This window comes from Psychrobacillus sp. PGGUH221 (assembly GCF_042055255.1).
Classification (GTDB): Bacteria; Bacillota; Bacilli; order Bacillales_A; family Planococcaceae; genus Psychrobacillus.
The window spans coordinates 278921-296602 of record NZ_JAQMHQ010000004.1 but is presented as its reverse complement, the minus strand read 5'-3'; the positions used below and the strand labels follow the sequence as shown (position 1 = coordinate 296602).

General features: G+C 35.1%; 16 protein-coding genes. 2 read left to right on the top strand and 14 right to left on the bottom strand.

The genetic code is table 11. The annotated features are described in order from the left end of the window. Positions 1–62: 62 nt before the first annotated feature. The 4 genes from PGC35_RS09000 to PGC35_RS08985 form a co-directional block, all read right to left on the bottom strand. The gene (locus tag PGC35_RS09000; RefSeq protein ID WP_375218903.1) at positions 63–1358 is read right to left on the bottom strand and encodes a ribonuclease H-like domain-containing protein; all 1296 of its coding nucleotides are present in this window, start codon (positions 1356–1358) and stop codon (positions 63–65) included. After that, the gene (locus PGC35_RS08995; RefSeq protein ID WP_375218902.1) at positions 1348–3627 is read right to left on the bottom strand and encodes a DEAD/DEAH box helicase; all 2280 of its coding nucleotides are present in this window, start codon (positions 3625–3627) and stop codon (positions 1348–1350) included. Before PGC35_RS08995 ends, PGC35_RS09000 begins: the two co-directional genes overlap by 11 nt. Beyond that, positions 3620–3988, bottom strand: coding sequence for a YppE family protein (locus PGC35_RS08990; RefSeq protein ID WP_375218901.1), 369 nt, complete (start codon positions 3986–3988; stop codon positions 3620–3622). The genes PGC35_RS08995 and PGC35_RS08990 overlap by 8 nt, the downstream gene beginning before the upstream one ends. A 75-nt stretch (positions 3989–4063) precedes the next feature. Further along, positions 4064–4219, bottom strand: a complete 156-nt coding sequence (locus PGC35_RS08985) for a hypothetical protein (protein ID WP_156350744.1) — start codon at positions 4217–4219, stop codon at positions 4064–4066. Between the two features lie 194 nt (positions 4220–4413). On the opposite strand from PGC35_RS08985, the gene recU reads away from it, so the two are divergent. Together recU and PGC35_RS08975 are read left to right on the top strand one after the other, a co-directional pair. After that, on the top strand, positions 4414–5013 hold the full coding sequence (gene recU, locus PGC35_RS08980) for a Holliday junction resolvase RecU (RefSeq protein WP_375218900.1): 600 nt from the start codon (positions 4414–4416) through the stop codon (positions 5011–5013). 21 nt (positions 5014–5034) lie between these two features. After that, entirely contained in the window at positions 5035–7686 is a 2652-nt protein-coding gene (locus tag PGC35_RS08975; RefSeq protein WP_375218899.1) for a PBP1A family penicillin-binding protein, read from the top strand. An 81-nt stretch (positions 7687–7767) separates the two neighbouring features. On the opposite strand, the gene PGC35_RS08970 is transcribed toward PGC35_RS08975, so the two are convergent. The 10 genes from PGC35_RS08970 to panB form a co-directional block, all read right to left on the bottom strand. Further along, positions 7768–8070 carry a YpoC family protein gene (locus PGC35_RS08970; protein WP_375218898.1) on the bottom strand — a complete coding sequence of 101 codons (303 nt, stop codon included), beginning with the start codon at positions 8068–8070 and terminating at the stop codon, positions 7768–7770. After that, complete coding sequence (gene nth / locus PGC35_RS08965; protein ID WP_053589765.1) at positions 8063–8713, bottom strand: endonuclease III; 651 nt, start codon at positions 8711–8713, stop codon at positions 8063–8065. The genes PGC35_RS08970 and nth overlap by 8 nt, the downstream gene beginning before the upstream one ends. Positions 8714–8724: 11 nt before the next feature. Further along, positions 8725–9435 (bottom strand): DnaD domain-containing protein, encoded by a 711-nt coding sequence (locus tag PGC35_RS08960; RefSeq protein WP_056829517.1) that lies wholly within the window; start codon positions 9433–9435, stop codon positions 8725–8727. A gap of 76 nt (positions 9436–9511) precedes the next feature. After that, positions 9512–10807 (bottom strand): asparagine--tRNA ligase, encoded by a 1296-nt coding sequence (gene asnS, locus PGC35_RS08955; RefSeq protein WP_275787326.1) that lies wholly within the window; start codon positions 10805–10807, stop codon positions 9512–9514. A gap of 28 nt (positions 10808–10835) precedes the next feature. Further along, positions 10836–11324, bottom strand: coding sequence for a cell wall elongation regulator TseB-like domain-containing protein (locus tag PGC35_RS08950; RefSeq protein WP_375218897.1), 489 nt, complete (start codon positions 11322–11324; stop codon positions 10836–10838). 3 nt (positions 11325–11327) lie between these two features. Then, the gene (locus PGC35_RS08945) at positions 11328–11498 is read right to left on the bottom strand and encodes a YpmA family protein (protein WP_082355209.1); all 171 of its coding nucleotides are present in this window, start codon (positions 11496–11498) and stop codon (positions 11328–11330) included. Positions 11499–11520: 22 nt separating this feature from the next. After that, complete coding sequence (gene dinG / locus PGC35_RS08940) at positions 11521–14277, bottom strand: ATP-dependent DNA helicase DinG (protein ID WP_375218896.1); 2757 nt, start codon at positions 14275–14277, stop codon at positions 11521–11523. A 1127-nt stretch (positions 14278–15404) separates the two neighbouring features. Further along, positions 15405–15788, bottom strand: a complete 384-nt coding sequence (gene panD / locus PGC35_RS08935; protein ID WP_375218895.1) for an aspartate 1-decarboxylase — start codon at positions 15786–15788, stop codon at positions 15405–15407. A gap of 3 nt (positions 15789–15791) precedes the next feature. Further along, positions 15792–16637 carry a pantoate--beta-alanine ligase gene (gene panC, locus PGC35_RS08930; RefSeq protein WP_375218894.1) on the bottom strand — a complete coding sequence of 282 codons (846 nt, stop codon included), beginning with the start codon at positions 16635–16637 and terminating at the stop codon, positions 15792–15794. Next, positions 16615–17469, bottom strand: coding sequence for a 3-methyl-2-oxobutanoate hydroxymethyltransferase (gene panB / locus PGC35_RS08925; RefSeq protein WP_375218893.1), 855 nt, complete (start codon positions 17467–17469; stop codon positions 16615–16617). The genes panC and panB overlap by 23 nt, the downstream gene beginning before the upstream one ends. Positions 17470–17682 lie beyond the last annotated feature (213 nt).

Here is a 17682-nt window from a genome sequence, read left to right as displayed (position 1 = left end):
TTCCTTCCATCTACATTTCGCTAAACGTATTATAGCATAATGATGTCGAATAATGGAGTAATTTAAGGCATTTGTACGCGCTTTTTGTTATGTTGTGCGCTTGCCCGGGAAATAATTATTTTCCGGCTTATTCTTTCTCTTCTTTTAATTAGTTCTTTTTCGATGCGTAACTTTGTTTGTGTGGAAATACTATCGCTTAAAGAATCCATATATGCCGCGCTTTTTAAGGTCATTTTTAGCGCTGACTCAAAATCTCTTTGTTGATGCTCATACAATTTAGCTAATTCTATATAAACTTTTAAACGATATTTCCCGCTTATTTCCTTTAAAGATTCCTCAAAAGCTTGGATGCTCTCGATAAAAAGCTTTTTGCGTTTCAAATGTAAGCCTAAGAACATATAGGCAACGCAAGCTTCCTCTTTTGGGAAATGATTCACGACAAATTTAAACCAGTCAAAGCTAACTTCGGTTGTTTTCAAATCCTGAAACCATTTTCCGATATTTGTATACGTCACAGAAGATTCAGCTACCTCATCTTTTTTGGTCATTAAATCCACTGTAATTATATATAGCGTTACCAAAGATAAAATATCCCATTCATTATGTTTTAAAACTTTCATCAAATTAACTGGACTACCTGTCTTCACTGCGTCAAAATAAATAATGGGAGCAAGATGACCTGGTATATCTCCATTTCTTTTAAAACCTAACTTTTGTTCTTCGATTTGCTTTAGTTTAAATCTTTCTAAATCACCTTTCCATATTCGTTTGGAAGTATGCATCAAGTCAATATGATCATGCTGTTTTAATGTTGGAAGAAAATTTCGATTCATTGTCCATCTTGTAATTAGTTGTGGCAAATCAAAGCTTTTTCCGTTATAAGTAATAATTGTTTGTGTGTCTTTCCAGAAATCCGAAGCATATAAAAATGCGGTTTCTTGACTTGGATCTGCAAGTACAAATTGTTTCAATAAAAAACCATCATTCGTTTTCGTTAATATTCCATTAAGAAAAATAAGTACTCCTGTCCCCTTCAAACCAGTTGTTTCTGTATCATAAAAGGAAAAGCTATTATTTGAAGAAACTGTTAATGGATGTTCTGGATAGTTATTCTGCATAAATTTGATCGCTTGATTTAATTTACTCAATGCAATGTTTCCATGTATATGCTCATTTGAGTAGAAAGATTCTTTTACAAATAAAAAACCATGTTCGTTCTGAATTAGTTTAAGTCCGTGCTGAATCCATTTCTCTGTATAAAAAGGAAGCTGATAAGTAGAAACTTCCTTTTTAATCTGTTCGCTCGAATTCTTTTTTACGAGCCCTTTCATTTGTAATAACTTTTTTTCATAGGACATTTTCTTTTACCTGCAAAAAATGGAATAGTCTTAATACTTCTTTTTTCAAATTCAATTCAGCATCTTGAGCTCCGATACAAGCAGGACAACCATTACTACAAGAACAGCTTGCTACTTGCTCTGTTACTTTAGGAACTAATTCATTCCATAAATCAAACATTCTTTCTGATAATCCAATACCACCTGGATAACTATCATAAATATAAAAAGTTGGTTTTTCCATATTAGTTGATTTCACTTGTGGTACGACATGAATATCTTTAGAATCACAATGAATGAATAATGGAATAAATGCATGAAGCGCATAAGCTGCTCCAGTCATTGCATCTGATAGTAGAGTATCCGTCCAATCATCTGGTTTTTCAAAGCTAAACCATGTAGAGGAAGTATGCAATTCTATTGGAGGTAAGTGAATCTTACCGGATCCAATGTTGTCATGAGTATCAAACTTAATTTTTTTAAAGATAGTTGGTTGCGCTAATACAATAATGTCACCAAATAACAGTTTTCCAACATTGGCTTCTTTTTCCTTATCCTCACTCAATACTTTTAACTCTACCGCAATGTTAGCATCTGTGAAATAATCCACGTCTACCTCTCTGACAAATGCTTTTTTCTCTTCCCAGTCCAGTATTTCTACTTGAAATTGAGTTCCTTGATGTAAATATATCGCTTCCTCATGCAGTAAAGTCATCGCACTATATTGATCCATTTCACCAATCACTCTCGTTTTTGTTGGTATAGATTGGTCAATAATAATAACATTTTCTTGAGAAGCAGAACGTAAACTTACATTGCTCGCTGGAAAACTTTCAGACATCCAATGCCATTTCTCAGCTGTTTTTAATAAAACGCCTTCCTCCTCCAAAAATTCAAGTAACTCTTGAATTGAAAATTCGCCGTATGAATCCATCGTTGAAAATGGTAACTCAAATGCTGCACATTTCAAATGATCCATTAAAATTATCATGTTATCAGGATGAATACGTACTTCTTCTGGAGATTGACCTAAAAAGTAAGAAGGATGGTTCACCACGTATTGATCAAGTGCAGTGGATTGAGCAACGTATATAATTAGAGCCTCATCCTGCCTTCTTCCTGCTCTACCTGCCTGTTGCCATGCACTTGCGATATTGCCAGGGTATCCTGTCATTATACATGCTTGTAATTGACCAATATCTACCCCTAACTCTAATGCATTAGTGCTTACTACAGTTCTAATTAATCCGTCTCTTAAACCTTTTTCAATTGTTCTTCTTTCAGAAGGTAAATAACCTCCTCTATAACCGCGAATTGTTTGGTCATTTATTTTTTTGCTAACTAGCCCTTGTAAATAAGTTACGAGCATTTCGACTCGAACTCTACTTTTTGCAAAAACAATTGTTTGAATCCCATTCACATATAATTCCTTTGCTAAATCTCTAACTTCTAATATTGCACTTCTTCTCACATTAAATACTGGATGAATAATTGGTGGATTGTAAAACACAAAATGTTTCTTACCTGCAGGGGCACCATTTTCATCGATTAATGTATGCGAAGCATTTGTTAAAGATTCCGCAAGCTCTTTTGGATTTTTAATCGTAGCAGATGTACAAATAAACTGCGGATGACTTCCATAAAACGCACAAATTCTCTTTAACCTTCGTATAACATGTGCAACATGACTACCGAAAACACCCTTATATGTATGGATTTCATCTATAACTATAAATTTTAAGTTCTCGAAAAGAGATACCCATTTAGTGTGATGTGGGAGAATTCCAGAATGAAGCATATCAGGATTTGTTAATACTATATGACCTGACTTTCTAATTTTCTGTCTTATACCAGGTTCTGTGTCTCCATCATATGTATAACTTAAAATTTCCTCTTCACTCTCTTGAATTAGTGCGTTTAAATCGCTTTTTTGGTCCTGGGCTAATGCTTTTGTCGGAAACAAGTAAATGGCTCGCGAGGTTGGATCGTCTAATATCGACTGAAGAACTGGTAGGTGATAGCAAAGTGATTTTCCTGAGGCAGTAGGAGTGATTGTAGTATATGACTTACCAGACATCGCAGTATCAAAAGCTTGTCTTTGATGAATATACAATTGATTTACTCCACGACTGACTAATGCTTTTTGTAAAGAAGGATGCATTTGATCGGGAAATGGTGCATATTTTGCTTGTTTCTCTTCAGTTGTATGAACATGCACTATGCGTGAATTTCTATTTCCATCTAACTTCCAATCATCTAGTAATTGTTGAACGCTCTTTCGTTTATGCATGTTCATCCCCCACTTCCTTGATAGCTTGAATAATTGTTTCCAATGTATATTTTGATGAATGAATTGACTTTAGAAACCTTTTTTTACTCGTACCTTTATAGTACGATTGCACAATAAATTGCTTCATGGACTCAAGTAAAGAGTCAACCTGACTAGGATGGACATACTTAGGTCTCTTTTCTTGAATCCATTTTCGGACTAGTTGTTCCCATTCTTGCAAAAGCTCATCTATTTGATATGCATGTGGTTTTACATCTTGAAAAAAATCAGGATCTTTATCTTCTTTACGATAAGTTTCAAAACGGACGATACAATCATCACATTCTTTCAATAAATGTTTACTAATATTTAATAGTGACAAAGTTATCCCTCACATTCTAGTAATAGTTTATCAAATAACAAAACTTTTTACTAGTTCTAGGCGAACGTATATTCTTTATAATTTTTTTTCCATTTTTTCAATTTTAGCTAGCAAATGAAAAGAGGACTGACTAAAGTTTTCCTCGAATTTATCTTGTTCATCGTGTAGTCGACTTTCGAGTAAATACTCAAGTAACTCAAGTTGGTCAATTAATCGTTCAATTTTATTCATAATAATTCCTCCTTTTTAGAGTATGTTCCTTGTTTTTCTATAAATACCTTCCCTCTCGACAAACGTTCTTTACAACAGACAAAACTAGTGTGCACTCGACAAAGTAAACTCGCTGTAACAGAAATGAAACTAAATATGAATAGTATTCGTCTAAGTAACTTGTGATAAACTAATAGCATAAAGAGGTGATCTGCTTGGCTATTCATTATCCAAATGGTAGAGTGTATACTCCCAAAAAAGAACCGTTAAAAATTAAGAAAAAGGATTATTCTTTTAGTAATAGGGGTAAGACGTTAGAGGATGAGTTAAATGATGCAAACGAATACTACCTTTTAAGTGGTCTAGCTGTCATATATAAAAAACCAATCCCTATTCAGGTCGTTAAAGTAGAATATCCTAGTCGAAGTAGTGCAGTGATTAGAGAAGCGTATTATCGAACACCTTCTACTACAGACTTTAACGGTGTGTACCAAGGTAAATATATTGACTTTGAAGCAAAAGAAACGGAAAATAGAACAGCGTTTCCCTTGAAAAATGTACACGAACATCAAGTAAATCATATGAGAAAAGTAACTAAACAAAATGGCGTTTGTTTTTTACTAGTACGTTTCTCGGCATTTGATCGGTATTTTTATTTGCCTTTTGAACAATTAGAGCTTTTTTGGGAAAGAATGCAAACAGGTGGAAGAAAATCTATTGCTTTTAATGAATTTGAAGAGCATGCAATAGAGATTATTCCCAAATATGCACCAAGGATTGATTATTTAAAAATAGTTGATAACTTGAACGTATAAAGTGAAAGTGAGGAGACGTTTATGAGTGAGCAAAAAAGAACTCGTGAACAAAGAAGAAAAGAATTACAACAAAAAAAACAACCGAAGAAACCTATAAAACTATGGATAAAACGTATTTTTGTTACTGTACTAGCTTTAGGTATTGTAGGACTTATAGCAGGAGGATCCCTATTCGCTTATTATGCAAGCACTGCTCCAGAATTAGACGAAAAATCTTTAAAGGATCCTATTAGTCCAAAACTTTTGGATGCAAACGGAGAAGTATTTGCTACAGTTGGTTCGGAAAGTAGAGAACATGTTCCCTACGATCAAATACCCCAACAAATGGAAGATGCTATTTTAGCGACGGAAGATGTTCGGTTTTATGATCATATGGGAGTCGATTTCCTACGTTTAGGGAAAGCAGTATTAGCAAACTTCACAAGCGGTTTTGGTTCTCAAGGTGCCAGTACTTTAACACAACAAGTGATTAAAAACTCGTTTTTAACAAATGAAAAAACATTAAAACGAAAAGCACAAGAGGCCTATCTTGCTATTCAACTAGAACGCAAGTATGAAAAAGAAGAAATATTTGAAATGTACTTTAATAAAATCTTAATGTCTGGAAGAATATATGGATTTGGAACAGCATCCCAATATTTCTATGGTAAGGAATTAAAGGACTTAACTTTAGATCAATACGCAGTACTTGCAGGAATGCCACAAAGTCCGAATAATTATAATCCATTCAAAAATCCTGAGCTTGCTGAAAAAAGACGAAACATTGTACTTCATTTAATGAATTTACATGGCAAAATTACAGAAGAAGAAATGAAAACAGCACAAGCAGTACCTATAGAGGAAGGTTTATTACCTGAAGAGCAACGTGTAGCACGACAAGATTCTAAATATGATGCGTTTATTGATATTGTATTGGATGAATTAGAAAAAAATGGTGATGGGGATGCAATCTCCGAAGGTATTACTATTCATACAACTTTACAACCTGCAGCACAACAGACTGTAGAATCTACGCTTAACTCTGATATGTTCCCTTCAGAAAAAATCCAATCAGCTATTGCAGTTATTGATACAAAGACAGGTGCAATCGCTGCAGTTGGTGGTGGTAGAAATTATGGAGCAGAACGAGGATTTAACTTTGCACAAGATATGAATGTTCGCTCTCCCGGTTCTACTATCAAACCTTTAATCGACTATGGTCCAGCAGTAGAGTATTTAAATTGGTCAACTGGTCAGACAATCGTTGATGAAAAAATCAAATACACTGGTACGGATCAAGTTGTTCGAAACTTTGATGGGAAATATAAAGGTGAAATGACAATGCGCGAAGCACTTTATAATTCTCGAAATGTACCTGCTGTTAAAACACTACAAGAGGTTGGCACAAAAAATGCGAAAGAATTTATTAATCGTTTCGGAATAGATTTAGGAGACGTAACCGAAAGTAGTGCGATTGGTGGTACATCTAAAGCCATGTCCCCTATTCAAATGGCTGGAGCATACGCAGCATTTGGAAATAGCGGTATGCATACTGAACCATATGCGATAACTAAAATTGTTTACCGAGATGGTAAAACAGAAAAAAATTATCGTCCTGAATCTAAACCTGTCATGAAGGATTCTACAGCTTATATAGTGACAGATGTCCTAAGAGATGTGATGACGATAGGTACTGGTAAACGTGCAGCAGTGAGTGGATTAGATATCGCTGGAAAATCTGGTACATCCAACTATGACGCAAATCAAATGAAGGAATGGAATTTACCGGATAGCGCATTTCCTGATGTGTGGTTTGCTGGATACACTACAAATTACTCTATTGCTGTTTGGTCTGGTTATCCTGAATTAAAAACTCCAATGACTACAAACGAGGAGCGTTATTTGCCACAGCATATTTTTAAAGAAGTAATGGCTAATATTTCAGATGGAACAAATACAGAGCGCTTCAAAAAACCAAGTTCAGTAGTAGAAGCGACAATTGAGGTAGGAACTGATCCGTTACAATTAGCAAGCGATTATACACCTGACAATTTAAAATCCACCGAACTGTTTGTTAAAGGAACTGAACCTACTACTGTATCGGAAGAATATAAGCAACTTGAGTTAGATACTCCTTCTAATTTATCCGTGGATTATGATGAGATAACTTCAACTGCAACATTATCATGGGATTTCAAAAAACCAGAAGAAATGGAAACAGATGTACAATTTGAAGTTTCCGTTGCTATCGATAATGGACCAAGTGAAGTTCTACAAACAACAAATCAACAGGGATTAATCGTTCAAAGTTTGATACCTGGTAGTACTTATGTATTTTCGGTTATAGCAGTTTCAGATGAAATTCGAAGTGAACCAGCTACTATCTCTCTGACACTCGATGCCGTAGAAGAAGTAAATCCAGAAGATAACCCTTCAGACGATATTGATGAAAATGAAGGTAATGAGAATGGTAACGGCAATGGTAACAATAATGGAAATGGTAATGGCCAGGGTAATGGTAATGGCCAGGGTAATGGCCAGGGCAACGGCACTGGCACTGGCGATGGAAATTCTAATGGTGAGGATGGAACTAATACTGGGGAGGACGGTACAGATACAACACCTGATGATGGTCAGGAAGAAACGAATCCTGATGGTACCACATCTGGAGAGGATTCCAGTACAACTCCATAAAACAAAAAAACGAGTTATCCTAGATGGATAACTCGTTTTTTATTTGTAAATATTAAAAACTTCCCATTATGTCATCTTCTACTATTTATCATTCATGATTCTTTTCACTGCAATTTTCTTTTTCGCTTCTTTAAACAACTCATCAAGTTGACGATACGCAGTATAATTTGAACTATTCTTTTGAATAAATTCAAAGCGTTCGGTAAAATTGATTAAATTTACTCCATCAGCAACCTTAATAATATCTTTCAATAGCTGTATCCCATGCTCCATGATGATTTTTCTTGAATCATCATTTTCTTTAAAAAGCTGGACCAAACTATCTTTTAACAGGTCCCATTCTTTAAATTTACTCCGAAAATCGAAAGAATTATCTTTAGACAATTTTACTCATCCTCTTTTTCCCTTCTCGACAAACTGCCAATAAGGGGCATTCTGGGCAATTTGGATTTTGTGCTTTACAATGATAGCGCCCAAAGAATATTAGTTGATGATGTGCTTTTGACCATAGCTCCATCGGAGTTTTCTTCATTAATGTCTCTTCTACTTGCAAGACTGTATCTTTCCATCTACATAAACCTAAGCGTTTTGTTACACGTTCTACATGTGTATCCACCGCAATTGCTGGAATGTCAAAGGCTACTGAAACAACAACATTTGCGGTTTTGCGGCCTACACCCGGAAAAGTAGTCAATAGGTCTCTATTAGCAGGGACTTCGCCACCGTATAATTCTATCAATTGTTTACTTAATGCTTGTATATTTTTCGCCTTATTACGATATAGACCAATTGATCGAATATCTGATTGAAGCTCTTCAATAGAAACCATTAAATAATCTTCAGGCTTTTTATATTTTTGAAATAAAGTTTTTGTCACTTTATTTACTAAAACATCCGTACATTGTGCAGACAATAATGTAGCAACAAGGAGTTCAAATGGATTTTCATGAACGAGCTCACAATGAGCATCAGGGAACATTCGCTCCATCTCGTCTAGGCAATAATGCCATTGTGCTTTCGTAAGCAATTTTCCCCCTCCTACTCTCTTTCTTCTAACCAATTATAAAAAGATACTTTTGTAGAACTAGAAATTTGTTCAACTTGTTTTGGAACAGGTATTTGTTGTCTGAAATTAGACGACTCTTTTTCTGCAGCTTCTACTGTCTTAATATTTTTCTTTTTCCATTCAAATAAAATACGATCTATATAGCGTAAGCTAAGCTTTTGGGCAAGTACTGCCTCTTTAAGTGCTAACCGAATAAGTGAAGGAGAATGTTGATCCTGGTCAAACCACATGCCTATTGTTTCATATTCCATGGGTGATAACAGTCTACCAAATTCTTGCTCGAATAACTTATAAATATTGCCTTCCTCCACTTTCACTTGTTGATCTTCTTCCTTGTTCTGTTCGTGCTCTGCATAATCCAAAAGTAAGTTCCAGAGACACTGAAAATCATAATATTCATTACGAACACCTTGTTCATCAATTTGCTGTTCAATTTGAACAAACCCTTTTTGCAAAAGTCGTTGTAAAATACTTACTACTTTATTTTCATCAAAATACGTCTTGTCCACTAGATTTTGGGGAGTTGGAAAATGGTTTCCAGCCTCACCATAAGCAATTAAATGAAGAAGAATGATAGCTTCTTCATCTTTCACATCAATCATCTTGTAGTAGCTAAAAAAAAGCTGGGAAATGGTTACATTTCCCTGCTCTGTCCAAATACGGAGTCGATCTCGCTTTTGCATACTCGTCTCCCTTTCTTTTTGATCCAACCGTGATGCCTTGTCCCTTTAAGTAAGAAAATATAGCGGTTGTTTTATCTTATGGATATAATCTGTTTAATAAACGTGGGAATGGAATAGACTCACGTACATGTTCTGCTCCACTTAACCATGCAACTGTTCTTTCTAGTCCAAGTCCAAAACCTGAATGTGGCACGGAACCTTGTTTACGAAGCTCTAAATACCATGCATATGCTGCTTCATCTAAACCATGCTCTTCTAATCGTTGTTTTAAAAGATCATAGTCGTGAATACGCTCAGATCCACCAATAATTTCTCCATAACCTTCAGGAGCAATTAAGTCTGCACATAATACAACATCATCTCTATCTGGATGCGGTTGCATATAGAAAGGTTTGATCCCTACTGGATAATGTGTGATGAAAACAGGTTTGTCGTAGCTTTCTGCAATGGCTGTTTCATGAGGAGAACCAAAATCATCCCCCCATTGGATATCATCAAATCCTTTTTCATGTAAAAATTTAATAGCATCATCATAAGAAATACGTGGAAACGGTGCTTTAATATTTTCAAGTTTAGATATATCACGACCTAAACGCTCTAATTCTAATGTACAATTTTTTAATACTGCTTGTGCTATATATTCAACATATTGTTCTTGCACTTCTAAGTTTTCGTCGAATTCTACAAAAGCCATCTCAGGCTCAATCATCCAAAATTCAATTAAATGACGTCGTGTTTTAGATTTTTCTGCACGAAATGTAGGTCCAAAAGAAAATACTTTACCAAGTGCCATTGCAGCAGCTTCCATATACAATTGACCAGATTGAGATAAATAAGCATCCTCATCAAAATATTTTGTATGGAATAATTCGGACGTCCCTTCTGGAGCTGATCCAGTTAAAATAGGTGGGTCCATTTTTACAAATCCATTATTATTAAAAAACTCATATGTAGCACGAATAATTTCATTACGAATTTTCATAATAGCATGTTGTTTTCTAGAACGTAACCATAAATGACGATTGTCCATTAAAAATTCCGTACCATGTTCCTTAGGTGTAATTGGGAAATCCACAGCAGCATGAATCACATCAATTTGTTTTACCTGTAATTCATAACCAAAAGAAGAACGATCGTCTTTAGTTACTTCACCTATTACATACATAGAAGTTTCTTGTGTTAATCCTTTAGCAACTTGAAAAATTTCTTCTCCAACTTCCTCTTTCACTACAACTCCTTGAACAAAACCAGAACCATCACGTAGTTGTAAAAAAGCAATTTTACCACTTGACCGTTTATTTGAAAGCCATGCACCTAATTTTATTGTTTCGCCGACATGGTTCTCCATATCTTTAATCATAATTTTTTTCATGTTACCCTCCAAAAATTCAAAAGTTAAATTATAAGTTTGAAATACGTTTCCACCAATCTCCGTCATTAAATAACAAATACACATAACCAAGGTTATTGTCGTTATCTACAAACGTGATTTCCCAAACTGGACCTACTTCTTCTACTCCAAGTTTAGCATGTAATATTTTACTGTCCTTTTCCTCTTTCATAGCTAGTTCAATCGCTTGTTCTTTCGTTATTCCATCCTTTAAATTAACTTCCATTATAGCTTCATCTATCTTTTTTTCAGGAATGAAAAACGCTTTTTCTTCCCCGTTATCAGTTGTACCTATAACTGTATGGAATGAATCAGAACTATTATATACATAAGAATCATTAATATCTGATAACAACTCATGTTTCATTACATAAGATTCAGCATCTTCGCTAGCAGTTTTGAAAGGATTTTTTGCTTGAAAGTAAATTAGTAAGCTTAGAACAACCGTTAGACTGATTAAAAAAATAACAATAAACAGGATCCATCTTTTTAATGCCATTAGTTAAGTCCTGTAAATTGTAAATACTGCTTTTTCTTGATCTTGCTTATCAAGTGCCAATCCAAACATTAAATCCTGTTCTTTTAATGTACGATTTAAAGCATCAACCACTTTATATAAGTCACCCTGATAATTTACCGTAACGGTTGATAGCACTTCAATTTTTTTTTCCATATTTCTACCCGCTTTCTAAAACTCATACTCCCTTAGTATACCAATTTTCCAGCTCTAAGACCATATTTTCTAGCGATACTTTCTTTACTGGAATATTAGGGATTGCTTGAATAAAATCGATTCCATAGGACTTTGTTTCAATTCTTCTATCTAACACGATAAAAACACCCTTATCGGATGATGAACGGATTAATCGACCAAAACCTTGTCTAAAGCGAAGAACTGCTTCTGGTAAAGAATAAGCAGTAAATGGGTTCTGACCGTTAATTGTTAATAATTCTGCTCTCTTTTTAAATAAAGGGTCTTCTGGAGAGGAAAAAGGAAGTCTCACCATAATTATTACAGATAATGCGTCTCCCGGAACGTCTACACCTTCCCAAAAACTATTTGTGCCAAATAATACAGATTTAGAAAAACGCTGAAATGATTTTAATAAGCGCATTCTACTTCCAGATGACATACCTTGTGCAAACAACATATAATCATCTAACAATTCTGTGTCTTGTATTAAGTCAACTGTTTTTCGAAGCATATCTTGAGAAGTGAACAAGACAAAGCATCTGCCTTCGGTCACCAGCACTGTTTGAACAATTGCTTCTGCGATAGATTCAATATAGTCACTTTGAGATACTTGCTGGATATCTGGCATATCGTCAACAATTAATAATTCTGCTCCTTTATAATAGTCAGCAGAAGCTTTAAATGTAGAAATGCTAATATTATTATCTAATCCTAACTGAGAAGTGATAAAGTGGCGATTGGTAGGAACCGAAAGTGTTCCCGAAGTCCATACAACCGCCCCTTCCTCTCTTAGCGGATCGAGGGCACTTTTAATATCTTGCTGATAGTTTAATGGTCTTTTAATAATAGTCAAGCTACCCGGTATGCTTCTTGTATCCATTTCCAACCACTTTGCTTCAAGTGTGGCATCCTGTAAAAATATTTCATCCCATTCGCTTACTTTTATTTCAAGCTCTCGAATCCAATATTCCCATTCGTTCAATATGATAGATGAATATAATTCTAACTGGTCCGAATATGAATGGATAATCGAGTTTGCAGAAAAAATAAAAGTTTGAATGGAGTTTGCTACTCTTCTCAAACTGGATTCATCTATGTTGAATTCTCCAAGAAGAATAGATTTTTTTGTATTTTTATATCGAGTTTTTGTTTGGCTTGCAGAATGGACGATAGCAGAAATAGTATCATCAAAAGTATTTACTACTTCAACAAATTGTTTTTCCAAACGTACACGTAAAGCTAATGGAATATGCAAATCGGACAATTTATAAAGTAAATGTTCCGTATCCAATGTTCCAAATTGACCAAGCACATACTTCCAATTTGTATAAGAAAAAACACGTTCTTTTCTAGACATACTTGCATGTATAAATTGATGTGCCTCATCAATAATAGTTGCACATCCATTTGCCAATAACCTATTTTCTCTTTCCTGATCTGCTAATATCATGGCATGATTGGTAACTAAAATATCACATTTTTCACTTTTTCGAATAGCTTTCTGATAAAAGTCTACCTCTTTCAACTCTTCCATATTAAAACGATCAGTTCTTCTTATTTTATCAATAAAAAGTTGACCACCACCTGAAACATTTAACTCGGTCAAATCCCCTTCTTCTGTTAGTGTTAACCAAACTAATATTTGCATAATAGTAAAAGTTTCATCATAAGATTCGTCTTCTAATTGAAGATGCTGCCAAAATCGATATAAATCGATATAATGATGCATCCCTTTCAATTTTCCTACTTGGATTTGAACACCCAAGAGCTCATTTAATTTAGGTATTTCTTCCAAAATTAACTGATCAATTAAATGAGTTGTATACGTACTAACGATTACTGGTTTCCGTTGCTCCATTGCATAAATGGTAGCAGGAAGTAAGTAACCCAAGGTTTTACCAATCCCAGTCTCCGCCTCACAAACAATTTCTTTTTTATCCTTTAGTGCAGCGTGAATCTTATCCATTAATTCAAATTGACCTGGACGCTCTTCAAATCGTTCCATACTTTCATGGAACAATCTCAATTTAGAAGATCTCTCTAAAGGATAACATTGCTGAATAGGCTGAAAATCAATCTCATTCTCTACATATTTTAAAGGTATAGAATGATAAGTTGGGTAATCTTTTGAGTCCAACTCTTTTCTTTTAGAAGTTAATACCTCAAAGAAAATTAAGGATAAGTTAGATTTCAAATGAAAAGATCTTTTATGTAATAATTCTATTGTTCGTAGTGGTAATTGAGAAAGTTGCTCTATGCACTTTAATAGCAAATGTGCAGTAGCCAACGCATCATCGTCTGCACGATGCGCTGAATGCAACTCAATATGTAATTCAGAGGAAATATCCTGTAGCTTATAACTATACAAGTTGGGAAACATTAGTTTTGTAAATTCAACTGTATCCATATTTTTGCAAATTAACTTCGGAAGCCCAACTCTTTTAAGTTCACTTTGTAAAAATGGAAGATCAAAATGAACATTATGTGCTACAAATATATGGTCTTGAAGCATATCTAAAATTTGTGAACCAACTTCTTCAAAAAGAGGAGCATTCACTACATCTTCATCTTTAATTTTCGTTAAATCTTGAATAAAGAAAGGAATTTGTTTTTCCGGATTAATAAATGTTGTATACGTATTTGTGATTTTATAGTCATTTATAAAGACAATTGCTATCTGAATTATGCGGTCACCATTAGAAGATGAATGGCCTGTTGTTTCAATATCTACAACTGCATATTTATGATTTTCCACCATTCCTCAACTCACAATTCTAATTTTTAAAAGTAAGAACATTAAAGACTTTCTCTAAAAAATTGTAACACATTCACTAATAAGAAACGAAAATTTTGATGTAAACAATTGAAAATAAATCTTCATTAAATGTTTCAAAACCATAGAAAATAGAAATACGGATGTGCGCTTGCCGCACGCTTCGCATGAGCCTCCGCAGGATGAGTCGCTCCTTCGTCGCTCCCACATCCTTTACGGGGTCTCATTCTTCGCACTTTTGCGGCGGGTAAGGTGCACATCCTGGATACTCCCCTTTAAGTAATGAAATTTTATTGAAAGAAGTAAATGTGGGGTCTTAAAATATTTAGAAATGATTTATCAGTATAAAACCGCATTTAACATGTAAGTGCGCTTACGGCTAGTAATGCGCACATCTTAGTCACCACTGTTGATGAAAAATCAGCCAATATTTTGGAGTCCCAATACTATGTAGCTCATTTTAATAGAAAACCTTTTATTTGTAATGGCTGACACCTGCATTCGCGCATTCCCAGCCGCATGACGTGCCGTATGAGACAGATGGATGCGCCTAGCGCATACAGCGGCTCATGCGGACGTGCGGCCTGCGCGAATGCATATAGATAAGTAGTATTCCATGTAACCTAAAACCTAATTAATTTGCTCTTTTAGGACTCGGGTGTGCGCTTGCCGCACGCTATGTATGAGCCTCCGTAGGATGAGTTGCTCCTTCGTCGTTTGCACATCCTATTTTTGATGAAAAATCATTAATAACAAGTAAAGTATTTAGGTCTTACACTACTATGTAGCTCATTTTAATTGAAAACCTTTTTTTGAAATTGATGATACCTCCAGTCGCGCCTTCCCAGCCGCATGACGTGCCGTATGAGATAGATGTATGAGCCTTAGCGCATACAGGGGCTCATGCGGACGTGCGACCAGCGCGAATGCATATAGATAAGGTACCCCTTTATCACACCATTTAAAGAATTTCTGTTTTCAAACTATTACTTTGTGCTTTGAACAACTTTTTTTACATCATTACTACAAAAAGATGCGAGGGACGTGATAAAGTCACGTCCCTCGCATTCAAGAATTTTAGAAAACTAATAAGTCTTTGGCCAGATAGTAAATTACATCACTGTAGCTTCAGGTTCGTAATGTATTATCTGTTTAATCGTATTATTATCATTCATAATGGCTACTGTAGGTTGATGTGTTTTGGCTTCCTCATTCATCACGTAGGCATAGGAAAGGATAATAACAATATCTCCTCGTTGCACGAGGCGAGCAGCTGCTCCATTTACACAAATAACACCGCTTCCTCTTTCACCAGAGATAATATACGTTTCAAAACGTGCTCCATTGTTATTATTTACAATATGCACTTTCTCGTTTGGCAGCATCCCTACTGCATCCAAAATATCTTGATCGATTGTGATACTACCTACATAATTTAAATCTGCTTGAGTCACAACTGCGCGGTGTATCTTACTATTTAACATCATTCGTAACATCAATCACACTTCCTTTACTTCAACTATTATATTATCGATCAAACGGGCATTTTCAAAAAATACAGCTGTTGCAAACAATACTTGTTCCACATTATTCAGATCCGTTCCTAAATTTGGATAAGATAATGCTTGAAAATAATCAATTCGACCTGATGTATTTTGTTCAATATGAGCCTTACCTTTTGCAAGAGCATCCTGGATATTCTTTGTTTCCATCCATGTATCGGTCGCAATAGATAATGCTTTATATAAATGAATGGCTTCTACTCTTTCTTTTTCGCTTAAAAAGACATTTCGTGAACTTTTTGCAAGTCCATCAGCTTCTCGAATAGTTGGCACTCGAACAATTTGAACAGGAAAATTATAAGCTTGAACAAATGTATCAATAATGGCAAGTTGTTGCGCATCCTTTTGGCCAAAATAAGCATTTGTCGGTTCTACTAAATGAAATAACTTAGTAATAACCTTTAATACACCATCAAAATGTCCTGGTCTACTTTCTCCACAAAGTTTAGTGGAAAGCTCCCCTGCATGAATAGAAATACCGCTTTCAAAAGGGTACATTTCTAAAACAGACGGAACAAAAAGAGCATCTACCCCCGCTCCTATTGCAAGCTCTGTATCATGCTCAATATCTCTTGGATACCGATCTAAATCTTCGTTTGGACCAAACTGAGCAGGATTGACAAAAATACTCGAAACGACAATATCATTTTCCTGTCTTGCTTTGTTTAGTAGAGCGAGATGTCCTTCATGCAAGTATCCCATCGTAGGAACTAATCCAATTGTTTTTCCTTTATTACTATTTAGAAATTCTTGTAATTCATTAATTGTTTGTACTGTTTTCATGTTTTCCTCCATACAATTGTTGAAGTTGATCTTCTTTCATAGTAAATTGATGTTGCTCTGCTGGGAAAGATTTATGTTTAACCTCTTTCACATACTGTGTTATACCATCTGCAATTGGTCCACCAATATTTGCAAATTCCTTTACAAATTTCGGTATATGATGTGTTCCATATTTAACCATATCATGGAAAACCAACACTTGACCATCCGCAGTAACACCAGCTCCAATTCCTATTGTAGGAATTGTTAAAGCAGTAGAAATGTTTTCAGTTAGCTGATGAGGGATACACTCTAAAACTACTGCACAAGCACCTGCTTGCTCACATTTTATTGCATCCTCTATTAATTTTTCTGCAGCTGCTGCAGTTTTACCTTGCACTTTATATCCACCGAGAACTCCAGCTGACTGTGGAAGTAAACCTAGATGGGCAACAACTGGAATACCTGCAGAAGTTAATCTTTGAATAACAGGAATTACTTCATCTGCACCTTCCACTTTTACTGCTTGTGCACTCGTTTGCTGCATAATTTTTACTGCATTCGAAAGAGTTTGGTCTAATGAACCATGATAAGTTGCAAAAGGCATATCTACTACTAAAAAAGTATTAGGTGCACCTCTTCTAGCAGCTTTTCCATGATGTATCATGTCATCTAGCGTCACAAGAACAGTTGAATCATAGCCAAGCACTACCATACCTAAGGAGTCTCCTACTAGAATCATATCCATTCCTGCATTTTCTGCAAACTTAGCAGTAGGATAATCGTATGCAGTAATCATTGCAATTTTTTCATTGTTTTTTTTCATCTCTACAAAACTACTTGTTGTTTTCATTGTGTATCACTCCTCTTTTTATTGAGAAGAAAACCGATAAAAAGCCCTTCAATCCCAGAAATGGGCAGAAGGGCAGAAAAAGTTAATTGAGGTTTTCTCCGTCCCTGTCGTTACATGATCAAGGCAGACTATTTAATTACAGTAAAATAATAAGCAGGTGCAGTTCAATAAAGATACTACCCTTCGCATACAGAATAACAGAATACTACAAAA

Excerpts from the sequence above, each read along its gene's own strand:
- PGC35_RS09000 (WP_375218903.1), bottom strand. The coding sequence starts at position 1,358 with ATGTCCTATGAAAAAAAGTTATTACAAATGAAAGGGCTCGTAAAAAAG.
- PGC35_RS08995 (WP_375218902.1), bottom strand. The coding sequence starts at position 3,627 with ATGCATAAACGAAAGAGCGTTCAACAATTACTAGATGATTGGAAGTTA.
- PGC35_RS08985 (WP_156350744.1), bottom strand. The coding sequence starts at position 4,219 with ATGAATAAAATTGAACGATTAATTGACCAACTTGAGTTACTTGAGTAT.
- PGC35_RS08975 (WP_375218899.1), top strand. The coding sequence starts at position 5,035 with ATGAGTGAGCAAAAAAGAACTCGTGAACAAAGAAGAAAAGAATTACAA.
- PGC35_RS08960 (WP_056829517.1), bottom strand. The coding sequence starts at position 9,435 with ATGCAAAAGCGAGATCGACTCCGTATTTGGACAGAGCAGGGAAATGTA.
- asnS (WP_275787326.1), bottom strand. The coding sequence starts at position 10,807 with ATGAAAAAAATTATGATTAAAGATATGGAGAACCATGTCGGCGAAACA.
- PGC35_RS08950 (WP_375218897.1), bottom strand. The coding sequence starts at position 11,324 with ATGGCATTAAAAAGATGGATCCTGTTTATTGTTATTTTTTTAATCAGT.
- PGC35_RS08945 (WP_082355209.1), bottom strand. The coding sequence starts at position 11,498 with ATGGAAAAAAAAATTGAAGTGCTATCAACCGTTACGGTAAATTATCAG.
- dinG (WP_375218896.1), bottom strand. The coding sequence starts at position 14,277 with ATGGTGGAAAATCATAAATATGCAGTTGTAGATATTGAAACAACAGGC.
- panD (WP_375218895.1), bottom strand. The coding sequence starts at position 15,788 with ATGTTACGAATGATGTTAAATAGTAAGATACACCGCGCAGTTGTGACT.
- panC (WP_375218894.1), bottom strand. The coding sequence starts at position 16,637 with ATGAAAACAGTACAAACAATTAATGAATTACAAGAATTTCTAAATAGT.
- panB (WP_375218893.1), bottom strand. The coding sequence starts at position 17,469 with ATGAAAACAACAAGTAGTTTTGTAGAGATGAAAAAAAACAATGAAAAA.